General features: G+C 69.8%; 16 protein-coding genes and 1 tRNA gene. 11 read left to right on the top strand and 6 right to left on the bottom strand.

Annotation, left to right across the window (positions count from 1 at the left end; genetic code table 11):
* Positions 1 to 36: 36 nt before the first annotated feature.
* Together AB0M82_RS18395 and AB0M82_RS18390 are read left to right on the top strand one after the other, a co-directional pair.
* Positions 37 to 783, top strand: a complete 747-nt coding sequence (locus AB0M82_RS18395) for a FadR/GntR family transcriptional regulator (RefSeq protein ID WP_364722929.1) — start codon at positions 37 to 39, stop codon at positions 781 to 783.
* A 10-nt stretch (positions 784 to 793) separates the two neighbouring features.
* Positions 794 to 1,834, top strand: coding sequence for a patatin-like phospholipase family protein (locus AB0M82_RS18390; protein ID WP_364722927.1), 1,041 nt, complete (start codon positions 794 to 796; stop codon positions 1,832 to 1,834).
* Here the strand turns inward: AB0M82_RS18390 and AB0M82_RS18385 are convergent.
* The 4 genes from AB0M82_RS18385 to AB0M82_RS18370 form a co-directional block, all read right to left on the bottom strand.
* Entirely contained in the window at positions 1,820 to 2,401 is a 582-nt protein-coding gene (locus AB0M82_RS18385; protein WP_364722925.1) for a class F sortase, read from the bottom strand. The two genes, AB0M82_RS18390 and AB0M82_RS18385, sit on opposite strands and share 15 nt — an antisense overlap.
* Positions 2,398 to 3,144: a hypothetical protein gene (locus AB0M82_RS18380; protein WP_364722923.1), complete on the bottom strand. Its 747-nt coding sequence runs from the start codon at positions 3,142 to 3,144 to the stop codon at positions 2,398 to 2,400. Before AB0M82_RS18380 ends, AB0M82_RS18385 begins: the two co-directional genes overlap by 4 nt.
* Before the next feature lie 60 nt (positions 3,145 to 3,204).
* Complete coding sequence (locus AB0M82_RS18375; RefSeq protein ID WP_364722921.1) at positions 3,205 to 4,245, bottom strand: PLP-dependent transferase; 1,041 nt, start codon at positions 4,243 to 4,245, stop codon at positions 3,205 to 3,207.
* A 90-nt stretch (positions 4,246 to 4,335) separates the two neighbouring features.
* Positions 4,336 to 7,554, bottom strand: coding sequence for a penicillin acylase family protein (locus AB0M82_RS18370; protein WP_364722919.1), 3,219 nt, complete (start codon positions 7,552 to 7,554; stop codon positions 4,336 to 4,338).
* Between the two features lie 139 nt (positions 7,555 to 7,693).
* On the opposite strand from AB0M82_RS18370, the gene AB0M82_RS18365 reads away from it, so the two are divergent.
* Both AB0M82_RS18365 and AB0M82_RS18360 read left to right on the top strand, forming a co-directional pair.
* A complete protein-coding gene (locus AB0M82_RS18365; protein ID WP_013222011.1) occupies positions 7,694 to 8,068 on the top strand; it encodes an FKBP-type peptidyl-prolyl cis-trans isomerase in 375 nt (124 codons plus the stop codon).
* Between the two features lie 179 nt (positions 8,069 to 8,247).
* Positions 8,248 to 9,000 (top strand): trypsin-like serine protease, encoded by a 753-nt coding sequence (locus AB0M82_RS18360; protein WP_364722917.1) that lies wholly within the window; start codon positions 8,248 to 8,250, stop codon positions 8,998 to 9,000.
* A 338-nt stretch (positions 9,001 to 9,338) separates the two neighbouring features.
* Here AB0M82_RS18360 and AB0M82_RS18355 read toward each other — a convergent pair.
* Positions 9,339 to 9,421 (bottom strand) — tRNA-Leu (locus AB0M82_RS18355).
* 130 nt (positions 9,422 to 9,551) lie between these two features.
* Here AB0M82_RS18355 and AB0M82_RS18350 point away from each other — a divergent pair.
* The 7 genes from AB0M82_RS18350 to pknB all read left to right on the top strand — a co-directional run bounded on the left by AB0M82_RS18350 (position 9,552) and on the right by pknB (position 18,983).
* Entirely contained in the window at positions 9,552 to 10,799 is a 1,248-nt protein-coding gene (locus AB0M82_RS18350; protein ID WP_364722915.1) for an FhaA domain-containing protein, read from the top strand.
* A 100-nt stretch (positions 10,800 to 10,899) separates the two neighbouring features.
* Positions 10,900 to 11,361 (top strand): FHA domain-containing protein, encoded by a 462-nt coding sequence (locus AB0M82_RS18345; protein WP_003079002.1) that lies wholly within the window; start codon positions 10,900 to 10,902, stop codon positions 11,359 to 11,361.
* Positions 11,358 to 12,752, top strand: coding sequence for a PP2C family serine/threonine-protein phosphatase (locus AB0M82_RS18340; protein ID WP_364722913.1), 1,395 nt, complete (start codon positions 11,358 to 11,360; stop codon positions 12,750 to 12,752). The genes AB0M82_RS18345 and AB0M82_RS18340 overlap by 4 nt, the downstream gene beginning before the upstream one ends.
* Positions 12,752 to 14,233 (top strand): FtsW/RodA/SpoVE family cell cycle protein, encoded by a 1,482-nt coding sequence (locus AB0M82_RS18335; RefSeq protein WP_364722911.1) that lies wholly within the window; start codon positions 12,752 to 12,754, stop codon positions 14,231 to 14,233. Before AB0M82_RS18340 ends, AB0M82_RS18335 begins: the two co-directional genes overlap by 1 nt.
* Positions 14,230 to 15,696 carry a penicillin-binding protein 2 gene (locus AB0M82_RS18330; protein ID WP_364722909.1) on the top strand — a complete coding sequence of 489 codons (1,467 nt, stop codon included), beginning with the start codon at positions 14,230 to 14,232 and terminating at the stop codon, positions 15,694 to 15,696. Before AB0M82_RS18335 ends, AB0M82_RS18330 begins: the two co-directional genes overlap by 4 nt.
* A 3-nt stretch (positions 15,697 to 15,699) precedes the next feature.
* Positions 15,700 to 17,025, top strand: coding sequence for a serine/threonine-protein kinase (locus AB0M82_RS18325; RefSeq protein ID WP_364722907.1), 1,326 nt, complete (start codon positions 15,700 to 15,702; stop codon positions 17,023 to 17,025).
* Entirely contained in the window at positions 17,022 to 18,983 is a 1,962-nt protein-coding gene (pknB, locus tag AB0M82_RS18320) for a Stk1 family PASTA domain-containing Ser/Thr kinase (protein ID WP_364722905.1), read from the top strand. Before AB0M82_RS18325 ends, pknB begins: the two co-directional genes overlap by 4 nt.
* 56 nt (positions 18,984 to 19,039) lie before the next feature.
* Here pknB and AB0M82_RS18315 read toward each other — a convergent pair whose 3' ends face one another.
* The gene (locus tag AB0M82_RS18315; RefSeq protein ID WP_364722903.1) at positions 19,040 to 19,357 is read right to left on the bottom strand and encodes a hypothetical protein; all 318 of its coding nucleotides are present in this window, start codon (positions 19,355 to 19,357) and stop codon (positions 19,040 to 19,042) included.
* Between the last annotated feature and the right edge of the window lie 11 nt (positions 19,358 to 19,368).

The following is a 19,368-nucleotide window of genomic DNA, read 5'->3' as shown; positions in this document are numbered from 1 at the left end:
CAGTAGCCTGCACGCGACGGACGTCGAGGTCAAGGGATGCGGTTCGAACCGGTGGCTCCGGTCCGCGCGTACGAGCGGGTCGTCGAGCAGATCGAGCAGGCCGTGATCAGCGGCGAGCTCAAGCCCGGCGAGCGGCTGCCCAGTGAACGCGAACTGATGACGCAGTTCGGCGTCGGCCGCTCGACGATCCGGGAAGCCCTGCGCGTGCTGCAGGCGGCCGAGATGATCCGCTCGCGACCCGGCGACCCGCGCGGCCCCGAGGTGCTGGCCGCGTCGCCCGTCGCCCTGCACCGGTCCATGCACCGGCTCGCGCGGGCCGACCACGTCGGGCTCGCCGAACTGCTGCAGTTCCGGATGATCCTCGACGGCTCGGCGCACCTGCTCGCCGCCGACCTCCGCACCGACGACGACCTGACCGGCCTCGGCGAGGCGTGGGAGGCCATGCGCGAAGGCGTTTCGCACGGCTACGCCGAGTTCAGCCGCGCAGACGTCGCCTTCCACGAGGTGATCGCGCGCATCTCGCGCAATCCCCTGCTGGTGGTCAGCGAAGAAGTCGTGCGCGGGGTCGTGCTGGAACTGATCGAGGACAAGCTCGAGCACGCCAGCAACCGGACGTCGCTGATGCGCACCTGGCTCGCGCACCACGCCGAAGTGCTCGACGCGATCCGGTCGGCCGACGGTGCCGGCGCGGCCCACCTGGCCAAACAGGCGTTGTACGACAACTACGCCGAATACGTGCCCGCCGAGCAACGGCCACTGCTCACGCCGTTGCTGCGGCTCTAGACTCGGCCGGGTGGATGCGGCGAAACGAGACGGCGTCGGCCTCGCGCTCTCCGGCGGCGGCTACCGCGCGATGCTCTTCCACGCCGGTGCGCTCTGGCGGCTCAACGAACTCGGCTGGCTGCCGAAGCTGACCACCGTCTCCAGTGTCTCCGGCGGTTCGATCGCGGCGGGCGTGCTGGCGCACGCGTGGCACAAGCTGTGGTTCGGCGACGACGGCGTCGCGGAGAACTTCGGCAAGGAGGTCGTGCGGCCGCTGCGGAAACTGGCCCGCACGAACGTCGACGTCCCCGTGACGCTCAAGGCGATGTTCCTCCCCTGGCGCAGCGCGGGCGAGGAACTCGCGCGCGTCTACGCCAAGCGCCTCTTCGGCGACTGCTGCCTCGAAGACCTCGACCCGGCCGGGCCGCAGTTCGTGTTCACCGCCACCAACCTGCAGGACGGCTCGCTGTGGTGGTTCTTCCGCCAGCACGGCCCGCACGGCCGGATTCCGCTGGCCACGGCGGTGGCCGCGTCGTCGGCGTTCCCGCCGATGCTTTCGCCGGTCGTCATCCCGGACCCGCACCGGGCCAGCCGCAAGATCGTGCTCAGCGACGCCGGGGTGTACGACAACCTCGGCCTCGACCCGATCGAGAACCAGCGCGCGACCGTCCTGGTCAGCGACGCCGGCAAGAAGATGAGGCACGAGGAGCACCCGAAGCACAACTGGCCGATGCAGCTGCTGCGCGTGCTGACCGTGATGGACAACCAGGTCCGCGAACTGCGCACCGGTTCGCTGCTGAAGTGCTACGAGGACAAGACGTACGCGGGCACGTACTGGGCGACCTACAGCAACATCGAGAACTTCGAGCTGCCGGACGCCCTGCCCGCCCCCGTCGAGCAGACCAGGCGGCTCGCCGAGACGAAGACCCGGCTGACCAGGATGTCCGAGACGACGCAGGACCAGCTGATCAACTGGGGTTACGCGGTCTGCGACGCGGGCATGCGACGCTGGGTGTGCCCGGAAACCGTGGTGAAGCCGGAGTTCCCGTACCCCGGCTCAGGCGTCGGCTAGGTTCGCGTAGACGACGATGTTGTCCCGGTAGCTGTGCTCGGCGTGGTCGAACGCGCCGCCGCAGGTGATCAGCCGCAGCTCGGGCTTGTCGCTGTTGCCGTAGACGGCGTCGCGCGGGAACGTGTCCTTCGGAACCTGGGTGACGCGGTCGACGACGAACTTCAGGTGCTGCCCGTCGCTGCGGTCGATGTCCACCTCGTCGCCGGGCGCCAGGTCCTTGAGCTTGGAAAAGATGCCCGGCTTCTGGTCGCCGTCGACGTGGCCGAGCACGATCGCCGGGCCGACGTCGCCGGGCACCGGCGAGAGCTTGTACCAGGCCGCCTGCATCGGCGTGTGCACCGACGGGACGGAGATCGAGCCGTCGGTCTTGACCGCCACGGCCAGGAGGCTGGACTCCGCCCCGATCTTGGGGATCTTCACCGACGTCGGCCGGAGTCCCTTGAACGGCTTGGTGACCGGGACGGACGAAGGAACGGGTGCGGCGGCTTCGGGCGGCTTCGCGGTGGTGCAGCCGGCCAGTGCGAAGACGAGCGCGGCGACGGCCGCGCCCGCTCGGCGGGCCGTCACCAGGCCGTGCCGCCGAAGCCCGTCTCGACCCCGCCCTTGGGCGCGACCTTGACCTGGGCCTTCGGCGCGCTGTTCCCGGCCGCCGCCGGGGTCGCCGTGGTGATCGGCGCGGTGGTGATCGGCGCGGTGCTCGACGGCGCCGCACTGGACGTGGTGGTCGACGGCGGCTCCTCCTGCTCGAACTCGACGACGCCGTTGCCCTCCCGCTCGCCGCAGGTCCAGCTGAACTTCGCGGTGGTCGTGCCGGCCGGGGCGTCGACGACGCGCACCGAGTAGTTCCAGTAGCGGCCGTCGGCTTCGTCCTGGTCCGGGCCACCGGTGACGCTCAGGTACTGGGTTGCCACGTCGCCGGGCGCCCCGGACGCGCAGGCGATGACCAGCACACCTTCGCCGCCGAGGCCGATGAAGCCGGCGCCGGCGTTGTCTTGGTAGGCGTCCTTCAGCGGCTCGCTCGCGGCCGAGGTCGGCGTCGTGGTCGTGGTTTCCGGCGCCGCGGTCTTCAGGGCTTCGGTCGTCGACGCCGCCGTGGTTCCCGGGGTCGTGACCGGAGTGGACGGGGCCGTAGGCTCCGTTGTCGTCACTGTCGTCGGTGCTGTCGTGGTCGTCGGTTCCGACGTCGACGTGCTGGTTCCCGTGGGCGACGTGCTGGTTTCGTCCTGCGCCAGCGCGGCGGGCGCAGCGGCGAAGGTGGCCAAGGCCCCGGCGAAGACAACCCCGGCGACCCGGCTCAGCGTTCTGCCCACGGTGACTCCCTACGGCGTTGATCCACGACGTCGCGACTATCGGGGTTTCACCCGTTCGCGTTACCCCGAGAGGGCGAACGTCAGGTCGCGCCAGAGGTCGTCCGGGTCTTCGAGCCCGACGCTGAACCGGATCAGCCCGGGCGGGACCCGCTCCTCGCCCGCGAGCCACGCCCGCCGCTCGACCAGGCTTTCGACGCCGCCGAGGCTCGTCGCCGCCCGGATCAGCCGGACCGACGCGCAGAACCGGTCCGCCGTTTCGGCGTCGGCCAGTTCGAACGCGACCATCATCCCGAAGCCCGGGTAGCGCACCCGCCGCACCGCGGGGTGCCCGGCGAGCCGCTCGGCCAGCAGCGCGGCGGTGCGAGACTGCTCGGCGAGCCGGACCGGCATGGTCCGCAGCCCGCGCAGGGCGAGCCACGCCTCCAGCGCGCCCGGCGTCGACCCGATCCGCGTCCGCGCGCCGCGCAGCTCGGCCGCGACGGCCGGGTCCGCGGCGACGGTGACGCCCAGCAGCAGGTCGCTGTGGCCGCCGATCAGCTTGGTCGCGCTGTGCACGACGACGTCGGCGCCGAGCTCCAGCGGTCGCTGCCGCAACGGCGTCGCGAAGGTGTTGTCGACGACGACGCGGCCGCGCGCGGCGGCGGCGATGGTCTCGATGTCCATCAGGTCGAGGGTCGGGTTGGTCGGCGACTCCAGCCAGACCAGGTCGGACGTCGCGGCCTCGGCGACCCAGGCGGCGGTGTCGGCGGGTTCGAGCTCGGTGACGGCGAGCTTGCCGAGCTTCCGCGCGTGGGCGAGCACCCCGCGCGTCACGGCGTAGCTGAACGTCGGCACGGCGACCCGCGACCCGACCGGCAGCAGGTCCAGCACCGCGGACAACGTCGCGACGCCGGACGCGAACGCCGTCGCGTGGCCGCCTTCCAACGCGCCGACGGCTTCTTCGAGCGCGACCCACGTCGGGGTGCCCTCGCTGCGCGCGTACGTGAAATCGCCGCCGGCCTCGAAGGTGCTGGCGGCGACGAGCGGGGTGTTCAGCGGCTCGCCCGGACCGTGCGGCCGGCCGGCCACGATGGCCTTGGTGCGGGGCGTCCAGTCGTCCATCCGCCCACGGTAACCACAGGTCATGCCCCGGTCACTGTGACGAAGACGGCCGGCCCGCCCGCGCGTCCGCGGGCGGGGCCGGCCTGGTCTTCAGTGGGCGTAGACCTCGAACTCGTAGAGCGAATAGCCGTGCTTCGTGCCGCGCTGGACGCCCTGCAGCTTCACGAACCTGGCCGTCGTCGTGGCGAACGGGACGTTGTCCTGGCCGCCGTCGCCGTCGGTCACCACGGCCGCGTCCGTCCAGCGGACGCCGTCCGGCGAGGTCTGGATCTTGTAGCCCTTGCCGTACGCCGCCTCCCAGCTGAGCATCACCCGCGAGACCTGCTGGGCCGAGCCGAGGTCGACGGTGATCGCCTGGTCGTCGCTCCAGTCGCTGGCCCACCGGGTCGAGGGGTTCCCGTCGATCGCGTTCGACGCCGGCGAGTTGTAGAAGCCGGTCTCGGCGCTCGTGGCGCTGACCGTCTTCGCCGCCGACAGGTTCGCGATGTTGTCGCCGCGGTGCGCGGCGTACTCGACGACCTGCTGGAACGTCGGGCGGTTCTGCCAGCTGATCTTGTCCTGCGTGATGCCGCCGAGCGGGTTGTGGACGATCGTGTCGGCGCACCACTGGTCGCCCGCCGAGCAGCTCGTGTCACCGGGGTAGACGGTGCTCGCGGCCTGGCCGGCCGCGGTGGTCAGCGAGTCGACGAGCGCCTGGCGGCACGCGATGACGTCGCCGTTGCCGCAGAACGTCTGCCCGAGCGGGCCGGCCACCGGCTGGCCGAGCACCTGCCGGATGTCCTTGCTGACGTAGCCCCACCAGCCGTACTGGAACGACGAGCCCTTGTGCGGCTGGCCGGTGTGCTTGCCGTTGCCGTTCTGCCACCCGGACGGGCTTTCGTTGATGCCCAGCACGTCCGTCATCGCGGTGTAGGCGTTGTCGCCCATGCCCGGCTTGAACTCGGCCTGGACGAGCAGCGGCCACCAGGCGTCGAAGACCCGGATCGCGTCGGCGTCGGCGTAGGTCTTGCTGCCCGCCGAAGTCTCCGTGCGCAGCTGCCCGTGGGAGAGCCACGTCTTGAGCTTCGCCACGGCGTCCGCCGCCGCACCGGTGACCGGCGCCTTGTCGAGCACCTGCAGCAGCAGCGGCAGCACGCGCTCGGCACGCAGGTCGGCGAGGGCCGCCTCCGCCATCGCCTGGGTCAGGTTGACCCGGGTGACCTTGGTGCCGCTGGAGATCAGCTTCTTCACGCGCGAGTCGAGCAGGTCGACGCGGTGCACGGCGGACTTGTCCGGCCCGGCCGCGGCGTAGCCTGCTGCCTGCGCGTTGTTCCAGCTGACGTAGTAGTCCTGGTTGATCGACTGCGGGTGCTGCGACGGCGGCGTGTAGTTCGCCAGGTTGCCCGCCGGGTTCCAGCCGGCCCAGTCGTGGCCCTGGTCGCCCCACACCGGCATGTTCGGGTCCACATTGGACTGCCGGACCGGGTTGGCGCCCGAGTTGTAGTAGGCGATGTCCTTGGAATCGGCGTAGAACCAGTTGAACGTGTAGTTGATGTCCTGCGCGGCCTTCTGGAAGTCCTGCGCCGAGCGGACGAAGGTCGGGTCGTTCAGCTCCTGGAAACCGATCAGCGAGTCGACCTCGTGGAAGTAGGACGAGCGCAACGCCGTGTACGCCACCGGCTTGCCGCCGACGGTCGCCCTGCTGACCACCGGCCCGTACTTGGTCCGGTAACTCCGCAGTGTGTACGAACCCGCCGCGGTGCCGTCGGCCACGGTCGGCTTCCAGGCGTTCTTGACCTCGACGGTGTCCATCGGCAGGCACTGGCCCTGGTAGGTGTAGTAGTTCGAGTCCTTCGTCGGCGCCTTGCCGCTCGGGTCGCAGAGCTGCAGCGCGTAGGTGTCGATGATGTCCTGCGCGGACGTCGTCGCGCTCCACGAGTAGTCCTGGCCGCGGCCGAGGAGCACGTACAGGCTCAGGCCCGCGAACGCCGCACCACGGGCGCTGATGCCCGGACCCTGCAGCTCCTGCAACATCAGCAGCTGCGGGGCGAAGTAGCCGGTCTGCGGGCCGAACACCGCGACCGGGTGGCCGCTGGCGGTCTTGGCGCCGGAGACGAGCAGCGCGTTGGACATGCCGTGCTTCTCGCTCAGCATGTTCCCCGGCAGCACGCCGTTTTCGAACATCCCGCGGGCCGGCTCCTGCTCGGCGGGCGCGGCGACGTCCACGGTGGACGGCGTCGCGGTGGACGCCGAGCCGGTCTTGTCGAACACCACCGGCTGCGGGGCCACCGAGTTCTTGTCCGGCATGGCCTGCCCGACGGCGTTGGCCGGCGTCTTGCCGTACGGGAAGGTCTGGCCGTCGTGCAGCGTCTTGACGGCTTCGGGGTCGTCCTCCGCGCGCAGGCTCTGCCACACCTTCTCGCCCTGCACGACGCCGTACTTCTCCTGCATCGCGAGCTTCGCGATGGCGTTCTGCACCTCGCCGCCGCCGCCCGCGCCGAACTCGGCGCCGACCAGCGAAGCGAGCGCGACGAGGTCGGTCAGCTTGAACGGGGCGATCGAACCCGCGTTGGTGATCGAGTCGATGTGCCCGGTCAGGACGTACTCGCCGGGGAAGTACCGGCCGCTGTAGGACTCACTGATGTACTTGTTGATGCCCTCGACGTAGGCCTGCGCGTCGGCCAGCCCCTGCGCGCCGCGGGGACCACTGGCGGCGGCGCGGTCGATCTGCTGCTGCAGCTCGGCCTCGGTGTACGGCGCGTTCGAGAAGAACTGCTGCTCGAGTTCGCGGTTCGATTCGGCCCCACCGGCGAACGGCGTGAGCTGCCCGCGGGCGGCGTGCCGGAGGACGTCCATCAGCCACAGGCGGTCCTGCGCGGCGGCGTACCCGGCGCCGAACTCGGTGCCGGCGCGGGTGGTCCCGGTGATGTGCGGGACGCCGAGTGCCTTGTCCCGCACGATCGTCACGTCGGCCCGCGGCTTCGTCGTGCTCGCCACCTGGTCGGCGGGGACGCCGAACGAAGAGTCGTTGAAGTACTGGCTGATCGCGCCGGTGGTCAGCGTCTTGTAGCCGTTCGGCAGCGAGGCGTACTTCCCCAGCTGGTCCGCGGCGTGCGCGGGCCGGGTGCCGAGCAGCTTGTGCGCCAGGATCTCCGCGAGGGTGGCGCTGCCGTTCTCGCCGGGCGGGAGGATGTCGTTGCACTGCCCGCCGCAGTAGTCGTCGGGTGACACCGCCGCCTCGGCGGCCGGTGCGGTGACGGCGACCTGGGTGAGCCCGGCCACGAGGGCCGCCAGTGCCGTAAAGGTCAGGGTGCGGATGCCTCGTTGCATACCGGGCTCCCCTCCATCCATAGAGTGACGAAGCGCACGCTACCCACCAGTAGGCGAAGTGTGAAGACTTTTCGCGTTTTTCCATCCTTGGGCGTAGGCCGATCGGCGCAGCCCGTAACGCATCGGTACGGTGAGGCCCATGACCTTGGAAAAGCCCCTCATCGACCGCCCGGACGGACCCCCGCCGGCCGAACTCGAGATCACCGACATCACCGTCGGTGACGGCGCGGAGGCCACTGCCGGCAAGTCGGTCACCGTGCACTACGTCGGCGTCTCGCACTCGACCGGTGAAGAGTTCGACGCGTCCTGGAACCGCGGCGAGCCGCTGCGCTTCGGCCTCGGCGCCGGCCAGGTCATCTCCGGCTGGGACCAGGGCGTCGCGGGGATGAAGATCGGCGGCCGCCGCAAGCTCGTCATCCCGCCGCACCTCGCCTATGGCGACCGCGGCGCCGGCGGCGTCATCAAGCCCGGCGAAACCCTCGTCTTCGTCGTCGACCTGGTCGGCGTGAACTGACTTCCCCGACACTGGATCGCTTCGCATCTCGGCTGATTCCCGGCAAAACGGCCCCGGCGAGCTTCGCCGGGGCCGTTTTCTTACCCCGAGCAGAGCATTTCCGCCCCCGGCCGCCGTCGCTACGCTCGATGGCGATCACCGGCGCTGGATCGCCGGTGCGTGACAAGGGGGATCCACCGATGCGCGTTCGCGCTGTGCTTTCCGCTGCCCTTTTGACCCTGACCGCGGGGCTCGCCACCGCGGCGCCGGCCTCGGCCGTGGCCAACGGCTCCGATGTCCCGGCGGGCCAGTTCAAGTTCGCCGCGAAGCTCACCATGACCAACATCCCGAAGCCGGACGGCACGAAGTACAACAGCGCCTGCTCCGGCGCGTTGATCGCGGCGAAGTGGATCATCACCGCCGGCCACTGCTTCCACGACGCCAACCGCAACCGGGTCTCCGGGCCGGTCCCGTACCCGACCTCCGTGCTGCTCGGCACCGTCAACCAGAGCACGCTGGGCGTCACGCGCAACGTCGTCACCGTGTACCAGGCGAGCGCCAACGACATCGCGATCGCGACCCTCGACGCCGACGTCACCGGCATCACGCCGCTGACGATCAACCGGGTCACGCCGTCGGTGGGCCAGCTGCTGACCCTCGCCGGCTGGGGCAGCCTCACGGCGACGAACCCGACGCCGTCGAAGAAGCTGCAGCAGGGCACCGTGAAGGTCGGCCAGGTCGCCGCCTCGACGCTCGGCGTGCGGGGCGTCGCACCGACGTCGACGACCAGCGCCTGCACGTACGACTCGGGGGCGCCCTACTTCGTCGCGGGCGGCTCCGGCGGGCAGCTCGTCTCCGTCGAGTCGACCGGGCCGGACTGCCCGCACAACCAGCTCGAGACGACCTCCCGCGTGGACGTCATCGCGGACTGGATCGCTTCGCACCTCGCCTGACCACCATCCGGGCGTCACCCGCGCGCGCCGACGGGTGACGTCCGGTGGCGGAGTAGCTCAAGAACCCCCAACCCTGCCAGTGCTCGAACGCATCGCGACAGCACTGCAGATGCGCCTGTCGATCACCCTGAACCCAGCCTGATACACCCGAAAGTCCGCCATAAGCGAACACCACGCAGAGCCAAACGGGTGACATTCCCCACCACAGCCTCCCAAAAAAACCACGCTGGAAGGCGAGCGAAGGCACCGTGGGGGGTCCGGGGGGCTCGGCCCCCCGGGAGAGACAGGGCCAACGGGAAGGGCCCCGATCGCGCTAGCGATCGGGGCCCTGAACAGCGTGGGCGAGGAGGGAGTTGAACCCTCACGTCCTTTCGGACACACGGACCTGAACCGTGCGCGTCTGCCATTCCGCCACTCGCCCGAGTGCTTCTCACTGACAGCGATGAGAAGACTATCAGGTCGTTTGGGCCGGTTTCACCGGGGGCCGTGTCGAGGCTCGCTCACCCGGATAGGATCGATGCGCAAGCACGCGTGTGAGGAGGTTTTCCCCGGTGGGCCGCGCCGAACGTTTCGACAGGCGACTCGAGAAGCTGGTGGGGAATACTTTCGCGCGCATGTTCGGTGGCAACGTCGTCACGCAGGAAGTGGCGATCGCCCTTGAGCGGGAGAGTGAGGAGAACGTTCGTGAGCTGGCAGGCGGTCGACAGCTCGCCCCGAACCACTACATCGTGTCCTTGGGGGCGGCTGATCACGAGCGCATGGCCGGTGACGAGCAACGGGTCACTCAGGTGCTCGCCAAGGCGGTCGCGGAACACCTCGCCGCGGAAGGCCTGGACACCTATGGTGACGTCGTCGTATCACTCGAGCGCAACGAGGCGCTGCATACTGGACAGTTCAAGACCCGTTCGTCCGTCGATCCCGACGCCCGCCCCTCAGGCGCCGGTTCACCGCGGTCGGCACGACCCAGCAACGCAGGAGACCCAGCAATGAGCCAGCCCCCCGGCTACGGCCAATACGACCAGGGTGACCCGTACGGCCAGCAGGGCCAGTACGGCTACGGACAGCAGGGTGGCCAGCAGCCCGGGTACGACCAGGGTTATGGCCAGCAGCAGGGCGGATACGACCAGTACGGCGCCCAGCAGCCGGGTGGTGGTTACGACCAGTACGGCCAGCCCCAGGGCGGTGGCTACGAGCAGGGGGGTTACGCCCAGCCCCAGGCCGGTGGGTACGACCAGGGCGGCTACGCCCAGCCGCAGCAGCCCGGGTATGACCAGGGTGGCTACGCCCAGCCCCAGGCCGGTGGCTACGACCAGGGCGGCTACGCCCAGCCGCAGCAGCCCGGGTATGACCAGGGTGGCTACGCCCAGCCCCAGCAGGGCGGCTACGACCAGTACGGCGGCCAGCAGCAGGGCGGCTACGACCAGTACGGCCAGCAGCAGGCGTACGGCGCCCCGGCCGCGGACCCGTACGGCCAGCAGGGCGGCTACGCCCCGCCGGCGCCGGGCCGCCAGCTCGCGGCGAGCCTGCAGCTGGACGACGGCTCGAACCGGACGTACTCCCTGAAGCAGGGTGGCAACGTCGTGGGCCGCGGCCAGGACGCGGACTTCCGGCTGCCGGACACCGGGGTCTCCCGCCGGCACCTGGAGATCACCTGGGACGGCCAGAGCGCGACGCTCGCCGACATCGGTTCGACCAACGGCACGACCGTGAACGGCACTCCGGTCCAGACCTGGCAGCTCGCCGACGGCGACGTCATCCGGGTGGGTCATTCGTCCCTCGTGTTCCGTACACAGGGCTGACTCGGGACGCGAAATACTGTTCCCGCAGAATTGACGTGCGGGGGGACCGCGGCGTACCCGCGTCGCGGCTGCGCGGAAGAGTCGGGAGCGGACACACCAAGTGCCAGAGCTGGTCGTACAACTCACCAGGGTGGGCTTCCTCGTGCTGCTCTGGCTCTTCGTGTTCGCCGCGCTCAGAGTGGTCCGTTCGGACCTCTACGCGGCGTCGGGCATGCGAGTCCAGGTGCCGACCTTCGGTCGCAAGAAGGAAAAGAAGCCGCGCAACAGCAAGTCGCCGCAGCAGCTGCTGGTGACTCACGGCGCGCTCGCCGGGACCCGGATCGCACTGGACGGCAGGCCGATCCTGATCGGCCGCGCCGACGACTCGACACTGGTGCTCGACGACGACTACGCGTCGACCCGGCACGCCCGGATCGCGCAGCGCGGTGAGGACTGGTACGTGGAAGATCTGGGCTCGACGAACGGCACCTATCTGGACCGGGCTAAGGTCACTGCACCCCTCCGGGTCCCGCTCGGAGTCCCCATCCGGATCGGCAAGACGGTGATCGAGCTTCGCCCATGACTCTCGTCCTCCGCTACGCAGCCCGCAGCGACCGGGGCCTGGTGCGTTCGAGCAACCAGGACTCCGTGTACGCCGGCCCTCGCCTGCTCGCGCTCGCCGACGGCATGGGTGGGCACGCGGCGGGTGAAGTGGCGAGCAAGGTCGTCATCGCCTCGCTCGCCCCGCTCGACGACGACGAACCGCGCGACGACCTCCTCGCCCAGCTGCGCGAAGCGGTGGCGAACGGCAACGCCGCGATCGCCGAGCTGGTCTCGCAGGACCCTGACCTGGACGGCATGGGCACGACGCTCACGGCCGTCCTGTTCGCCGGCACCCGGCTGGGGCTGGTGCACGTCGGCGACTCACGCGCGTACCTGCTGCGGGGCGGCCAGTTCGCGCAGATCACGCGGGACGACAGCTTCGTCAACGAACTGCTGGAGCAGGGCCGGATCACGCCCGAAGAGGCGGCGGTGCACCCGCAGCGGTCGCTGCTGCTGAAGGCGCTCACCGGGCACGAGGTCGAGCCGAGCCTGACCGTGCGCGAGGCCCGCGCCGGCGACCGCTATCTGATCTGCTCGGACGGCCTGTCCGGCATGGTCAGCGACGAGACGCTGGCCGAGGCCGTGCAGATCCCGGACCCGCAGCAGTGCGCGGACCGGATGATCGAGCTGGCGCTCAAGGGCGGCGGCACCGACAACGTCACGGTGATCATCGCCGACGTGGTCGACGTCGACTTCGGCGAGGACGCGCCCATCGTGGGCGGCGCCGCCGGGGACGGCAGCGACGAACTGCACCAAGGCGACTCCCCCGCGGCGCGGGCCAGGGCGCTGACCCAGCCGCCGCCGCAGCCGCGCCAGGAACTGCCGCAACCGCAGGAAGATCCGAAGGCCCGGCGCCGGAAGCGGTTCCGCTGGCTGGCCGGCGCGCTCGTGGTGCTCGTGGTCCTCGCCGCGGCGGCCATCGCCACCCGCTACTTCGTGCTGAGTCAGTACTATGTCGGCGAGGGAGCGGACGAAGAGGTCGTGATCTACCGCGGCGTCCCCGGCAGCATTCTCGGCATCGACCTGCACACCTACGAGCAGGGCTCCTGCCCGCCCGACCAGGTGTGCACGGACAAGCTGCGCGTCAACCAGCTCCAGGAGGACGCGCGGCTGGCGGTGCAGAACGGCGTCAAGAAGGACAGCCTCGACGACGCCCGGCTGTACATCGACAACTTCCTGCAGCTGCACAAGCGCCTGAACAACTGCGCGCCGGCGGGGGGTCAGCCGTCCCCGACGCCGACCCCTCCGGTCACGCCGACGACCTCGTCGGCCCCGGCCGGCTCCACTGCTCCGTCGTCGGCGAACCAGCCAGCGGGGAGGGACTGCTCGACGCCGAGTTCGACGGCACCGACGACGGGAGGCGGTAACTGATGAGCCAGCCCGTAGCGCGCGCCGCCGAGCCGCTCGCAGCGCAGTTCCAGACGAACCCGCCGCGCGAGGTTCCGACCCGCCGCAACACCGAGCTGGTGCTGCTGGGGTTCGCGACGTTCATCGTCACCATCGCCCTGGTGCTGGTGGAGGCGAACCAGGAGCAGGAACTGACCTGGTCGATCATCTGGCTCGGCCTCGCCTACCTCGCGATCTTCGCCGCGGCGCACCTGGCGGTGCGCAAGTGGGCGCCATACGCGGACCCGGTGCTGCTGCCCTGCGTCGCGCTGCTGAACGGCATCGGCCTGGTGATGATCCACCGGATCGACCTGGCCCAGGCCGAAAAGGCGCTGCAGAACGGCCGGGACTACTCCCCCGCCGTCACCACGCAGGTGTTGTTCACCGTCGTTTCGCTGCTCTTCTTCGTCGTCGTGCTGATCGTGGTCAACGACCACCGCACGCTGACGCGCTACGGCTACACCGCGGGCCTGGTCGGGATCCTGGCGCTGGCGCTGCCCGCGCTGCTGCCGTCGAGCCTGTCCGAGGTCAACGGCGCCAAGGTGTGGCTGAAGCTGCCGTTCTTCTCGATCCAGCCGGGCGAGTTCGCGAAGATCCTGCTGATGACCTTCTTCGCGTCGTTCCTGGTGTCGAAGCGCGACCTGTTCATGGTCGCCGGCAAGAAGTTCATCGGCGTCGAGCTGCCGCGCGCCCGCGACCTCGGCCCGATCATCATCGCCGCCATCGCCTGCATCGGCATCCTGGTCTTCGAGAAGGACCTCGGGTCGTCGCTGCTGTTCTTCAGCGTCATCCTGATGATGTTGTACGTCGCGACCGAGCGGGTCATCTGGGTGGTACTCGGGCTCAGCTTCTTCGTCGGCGGCTGCGTGATCGCGTTCAACCTGTTCAAGCACGTCCAGCAGCGCGTCGCGAACTGGATCGACCCGTTCGCCGACGCCGACGGCACCGGCTACCAGATGGTGCAGAGCCTGTTCGGGCTCGGCACCGGCGGGGTCGGCGGCACCGGCCTCGGCGCCGGCCGGCCGGACATGGTGCCCGAAGCCAACACCGACTTCATCACCGCGGCGATCGGCGAAGAGCTCGGCTTCATCGGGCTGGCCGCGGTGCTGATGCTGTACCTGCTGGTCGCCATGCGCGGCATGCGCAGCGCGCTCGCCGTGCGCGACACGTTCGGCAAGCTGCTCGGCGGCGGACTGGCCTTCAGCCTCGTCATGCAGATCTTCGTCGTCGTCGGCGGGGTCACGAAACTCATCCCGGAGACCGGTATCACCGCCCCCTTCCTTTCCAAGGGTGGTTCGTCGCTGCTGGCGAACTACATCCTGGTCGCGATGCTGCTCCGGATCTCCGACGCGGCCCGGCGTCCCGCGGCCCGCCCGAAGCCGCAACCCCAGCAGCAGGCGCCGATCGCCGACGCGCACACCGTGCTCGTACAGCGCCCGCCGTCGGACGGAGGCGCCCAGGCATGAACACCCCGCTCCGCAAGGTCGGCATGACGATGCTCGTGATGATCGTCCTGCTGCTGGCGAACGCCACCTACATCCAGGTGGTGAAGGCCGACGACTACCGCAACGACACGCGCAACGCCCGCGTGCTCTACGACGAGTTCGCCCGCCAGCGCGGCAAGATCGTGTCGCCCAACGGCGAGGTGCTGGCCAACGTCAACCCGTCGAACGACAAGTACAAGTACATCCGGACCTACGCCGACGGCCCGATGTACGCGCCGGTCACCGGCTACTACTCGATCAACTACGGCGCCGGCGGCCTGGAGCGCGCCGAGGACGACGTCCTCAACGGCTCCGACCCGCGGCTGTTCGTGCGGCGGCTGTCGGACATGGTCACCGGCCGCGATCCGAGCGGCGGCAACGTCCGGCTCACCATCGACCCGGCCGTGCAGAAGGCCACGTACGACCTGATGACGCAGAAGGGCTACACCGGCGCCGTCGTCGCGATGGAGCCCAAGACCGGCCGGATCCTGGCGATGGTCTCGACGCCTTCGTACGATCCGAACAAGCTGGCTTCGCACACGTCGAAGGCGCAGGCCGACGCCTGGAACGCGAACAACAAGGACGCGAAGAAGCCCATGCTGAACCGGGCGATCTCCGAGACCTACCCGCCCGGTTCGACGATGAAGCTCGTCACCGCCGCTGCCGTGCTCGAGGACGGCAAGGGCCCGGACACCCCGATCGACCCGGCGCCGAACACGAAGCTCCCCGGCACCAGCGTCACGCTGGAGAACTACGCCGGCAGCCCCTGCCCCGGCACCACGTTCAAGGACGCGCTCGCGCACTCCTGCAACGTGCCGTTCGCCCAGTTCGCCGGCCAGCTCGGCGCGGACAAGATGAAGAAGACAGCGGCCAACTTCGGCATCGGGCAGACCGACCTGACCGTGCCGATGAAGGTCGCGGCGTCGACCGTCGGCCCGCTCGACTCGCAGGGCGCGCTCTACCAAAGCGGGATCGGCCAGCGCGACGTCCGGCTGACCCCGCTGCAGGACTGCTTGCTCTCGGCCACCGTGGCCAACGGCGGGATGGCGATGAAGCCGCAGCTGGTGCAGTCGGTGCTGGCACCGGACCTGTCGACCATCGAGGACTACAGCCCCACCGAACTCACCGGCACCGCGGCGCTGTCGTCGTCGAACGCCGCGATCCTCAAGGACATGATGATCGCTTCCGAGGGCTTCACCAAGGGCGGTGGCAAGCGCGCGGACATCCAGATCGCGTCGAAGACCGGCACCGCCGAGCACGGCACGGACTCCAAGAACACCGCACCGCACGCCTGGTACACCGCCTTCGCCCCGGCCAACGACCCGCAGATCGCGGTCGCCGTGATCGTCGAGGACGGCGGCAACCGCGGCCTCGCGGCCACCGGCGGCACGGTCGCCGCGGAGATCGGCCGCGCCGCGATCAACGCCAAGCTCGGGGGTGGATAGCGCATGCTGTCCTCGGGCCAGCTGCTGGCCGAGAGGTACAAGCTGACGAGCCGGATCGCCGTCGGCGGGATGGGCGAGGTCTGGCAGGCCAGCGACACCCGGCTGGACCGGACCGTGGCCGTCAAGATCCTCAAGGCCGAACTCTCCGGCGACGCCGAGTTCCTCCACCGTTTCCGCACCGAAGCGCGGATGACGGCGTCCCTGAACCACCCCGGCATCGCCGCGGTGCACGACTACGGCGAGACCCTCCTCGACGGTGACCTGCCGATCGCGTACCTGGTGATGGAGCTCGTCGACGGCGACCCGCTGGCCGGGTTGCTGGCCAAGCACGGGCGGCTGTCGGCGGAGTTCACGCTCGACATGCTCGAGCAGGCGGGCAACGCGCTGCAGGCCGCGCACGAGCAGGGGCTGGTCCACCGCGACGTCAAACCGGGCAACATCCTGGTGACGTCGGCGGGCCAGGTGAAGATCACCGACTTCGGGGTGGCGAAGGCGGCCGACGCGGCCCCGGTCACGCGGTCCGGCATGGTCATGGGCACGGCGCACTACATCGCGCCGGAGCAGGCCCTCGGGCACCCGGCGGAGCCGGCGTCCGACGTCTACTCGCTGGCGGTGTGCGGCTACGAGTGCCTGGCCGGGCACCGGCCGTTCCTGTCCGAGAACGCCGTGACGGTCGCGATGATGCACATCCGCGACATCGCCCCGCCGCTGCCGCCGGACGTGCCGCCCGCGGCGCGCGCGGTGATCGAGGCGACGCTGGTCAAGGATCCGCGGCAGCGCTACAACAACGGCGGCGAGTTCGCGGCCGCCGTCGCCGCGGTCCGCGCCGGGCTGCCGCTGCCGACGCCGTCCGGGCTGGTCAACGCCGCGTACTCGACCGGACAACAACCGCAGCAGCAGCAACCGGTGCCGCAGCAACCCATGCAGCAGCAGATGCCGCCGCAGCAGCAGCCGATGCCGGTGGGCCCGCCGTCCCCGGCGGTGAACCCGATGGTCGTCCTCGGCCCGCCGTCGCGGCCCGTGGCGCGCCCGGCCATGATGCCGGTCCCGAAGAAGAAGTCCCAGTGGGGCTGGTGGGCGCTTCTCGCGGCGATCCTGCTCGTTGTCCTGGTGGCGGGCATCGTGCTGGTGGCGAAGATGATCGCCAACTCCGGAGCGCCACCGCGCACCGGCCAGACGACGAGCCAGGTGATCCCGGGCAGACAGCCGCCCGCGGAAGAGCCGTCGGCTTTGGGCGCCTTCCCGGCGAACAGTCGCGGTACGACCGACGATGGCCAGCAAGGCATCTTGACCACACCTTGGACGGAATGGAACGGCATCCAGAGATGAGCACACCCAGACTGCTCTCCAACCGGTACGAGCTGGGCGAAACGCTCGGCTATGGAGGCATGTCCGAGGTCCATCACGGCCACGACGTGCGCCTCGGCCGGGAAGTCGCGATCAAGATCCTCCGTGCCGACCTCGCCAGGGACCCGCAGTTCCAGGAGCGCTTCCGCCGTGAGGCGCAGAACGCCGCCGCGCTGAACCACCCGGCGATCGTCGCGGTCTACGACACGGGTGAGGCGAACACCGAGTTCGGGCCGCTGCCGTACATCGTCATGGAGTACGTCGAAGGCCGGACGCTGCGCGACATCGTCAAGACCGAAGGCCCGATGTCGCAGAAGCGGGCGATGGAGGTCATGGCCGACGTCTGCGCGGCGCTGGACTTCTCGCACCGCCACGGCATCGTGCACCGCGACGTCAAGCCGGCCAACGTGATGATCACGAAGAACGGCGCGGTCAAGGTGATGGACTTCGGCATCGCGCGCGCGATGCACGACGGCCAGTCCGCGATGACCCAGACGGCCGCAGTGATCGGCACGGCGCAGTACCTGTCGCCGGAGCAGGCGCGCGGCGAGTCGGTCGACGCCCGTTCCGACGTCTACGCCGCCGGGTGCGTGCTGTACGAGCTGATCACCAGCGAGCCGCCGTTCACCGGGGACTCCCCGGTCGCGGTGGCCTACCAGCACGTCCGGGAGGACCCGAAGCCGCCGTCGTCGGTGAACCCGGCGGTGGCGCCCGAGCTCGACGCGGTCGTGCTGAAGGCACTGGCCAAGGGCCCGGCGAACCGCTACCAGTCGGCGGCGGAGATGCGCTCGGACCTGGTGCGCACGCTCTCGGGCCAGCGCCCGGTGGCGCCGATGGTGATGTCCGAGGACGAGCGCACGCAGGTGATGAACGCCGACCGGCGGCAGCCGCAGCGCTACGAGGAGTACGCCGAACCGGACGGGGAGGACCCGAAGGCCACCCGGCGTCGCCGCACGATCCTCGCCGCGCTGGCCGCGGTGTTCGTGCTGGGCGCGGTGCTGCTGATCATGTGGCTGTCGGGCTCGTTCAAGGGCAGCGGCGACGACCCGACCACCGTCGCGATCCCGGACGTCAAGGGGCAGTCCGAGCTGGCGGCCAAGAGCACCCTCCGTGAAAAGGGCTTCACCAATTTCGCGCCGAACAAGACCGTGATCTGCGGGATTGCGGATGCCGGCGGCAACACGCCGTGCACCAGCGACCAGGTCAACCAGGTCATCTCAGTGACGCCGGATGTGGGTACCCCCGTCGCGACCTCGGCTCAGATCACCCTCACGATCGGTCAGGCACCGGGCAAGGTGAAGGTGCCCGACCTGAAGGGGCTCAGCAGGGACGACGCCCAAGCGAAACTGAAAGAGGCCGGCCTCACCATGAGCCAGTCGGTGCAGGAAGTCGACACCGACGACCAGAACAAAGTGGGGAAGGTCGTCAACCAGACCCCACCGGCCGACAGCGAGGTCCAGCAGGGCGCGAGCGTGTCCATCTCCATCGGTAAGGGCAAGCAGCTGAAGCAGGTTCCGAACTACATCGGCAAGTCCTTCAGCGAGGCCAACTCCGCCCTCACCGGTCTGGGCTTCAGTGTGAAGCGGGTGGAGCAACAGTCCGACCAACCGAAGGACCAGGTCATCCAGCAGACGCCGAACGGCGGCTCGGTGGCGGCGGGCAGCACGATCACCCTGACCGTGTCCACGGGTCCGAGCGACAACAAGATCGACATGCCGAGCCTGGTCGGGATGACGGTCGACGAGGCGCGGGGCAAGCTGCAGAGCATGGGCTGGACCGGGCAGCTGAAGGAGCAGTCGGACAAGTTCAGCCGGGAGCCCGAGGGCACGATCACCAACCAGAACCCCAAGGGGGGTACGCAGATCAACAAGGACCAGAACGTGACGGTGTTGGTGTCGGACGGCTTGTTCACCTCGGGGACGCCGACCCCCACCACCTGATCCCGGTTCACACCAAGAAGGCCCGCCCGGCGAACCGTGCGGGCCTTCTTCGTTGTTCAGGCTTTGTCGAGGAATCCTTGGACGGCGCCGAGAACCTGCTCGGCGTCGCTCGCGGCGCCGAAGTCGAGCTCGAGCTCCTCGACGGCGCCGGAGCGTTTGACCTTGAGGGAGACGCGGGCTTCGCGGCAACGCCGCAGCCACGCGAAGAGCGAGTCGGTGAAGACGCCGGCGGAGTTGCTCGTCACGCCGACCACGACGGCGTCGAACAGCTGGACGCGGCCACGGAGTTCGTCTTCACCGCGCAGCCAGGCGGCGAGCTCCGGCAGTTCGCCGTCGGAGTCTGGCACGGTGATCGCGACGATCCCAGCCGTCACCCGGTCTCCTT

Origin of the sequence: Amycolatopsis sp. NPDC051128 (genome assembly GCF_040682715.1) — a bacterium.
Lineage (GTDB): Bacteria > Actinomycetota > Actinomycetes > Mycobacteriales > Pseudonocardiaceae > Amycolatopsis.
The sequence above is the reverse complement of the archived record's forward strand: the minus strand, read 5'-3'. Positions and strand labels throughout refer to the sequence as shown.

Excerpts from the sequence above, each read along its gene's own strand:
- pknB (WP_364722905.1), top strand. The coding sequence starts at position 17,022 with ATGAGCACACCCAGACTGCTCTCCAACCGGTACGAGCTGGGCGAAACG.
- AB0M82_RS18360 (WP_364722917.1), top strand. The coding sequence starts at position 8,248 with ATGCGCGTTCGCGCTGTGCTTTCCGCTGCCCTTTTGACCCTGACCGCG.
- AB0M82_RS18370 (WP_364722919.1), bottom strand. The coding sequence starts at position 7,554 with ATGCAACGAGGCATCCGCACCCTGACCTTTACGGCACTGGCGGCCCTC.
- AB0M82_RS18330 (WP_364722909.1), top strand. The coding sequence starts at position 14,230 with ATGAACACCCCGCTCCGCAAGGTCGGCATGACGATGCTCGTGATGATC.
- AB0M82_RS18325 (WP_364722907.1), top strand. The coding sequence starts at position 15,700 with ATGCTGTCCTCGGGCCAGCTGCTGGCCGAGAGGTACAAGCTGACGAGC.
- AB0M82_RS18340 (WP_364722913.1), top strand. The coding sequence starts at position 11,358 with ATGACTCTCGTCCTCCGCTACGCAGCCCGCAGCGACCGGGGCCTGGTG.
- AB0M82_RS18335 (WP_364722911.1), top strand. The coding sequence starts at position 12,752 with ATGAGCCAGCCCGTAGCGCGCGCCGCCGAGCCGCTCGCAGCGCAGTTC.
- AB0M82_RS18365 (WP_013222011.1), top strand. The coding sequence starts at position 7,694 with ATGACCTTGGAAAAGCCCCTCATCGACCGCCCGGACGGACCCCCGCCG.
- AB0M82_RS18395 (WP_364722929.1), top strand. The coding sequence starts at position 37 with ATGCGGTTCGAACCGGTGGCTCCGGTCCGCGCGTACGAGCGGGTCGTC.
- AB0M82_RS18375 (WP_364722921.1), bottom strand. The coding sequence starts at position 4,245 with ATGGACGACTGGACGCCCCGCACCAAGGCCATCGTGGCCGGCCGGCCG.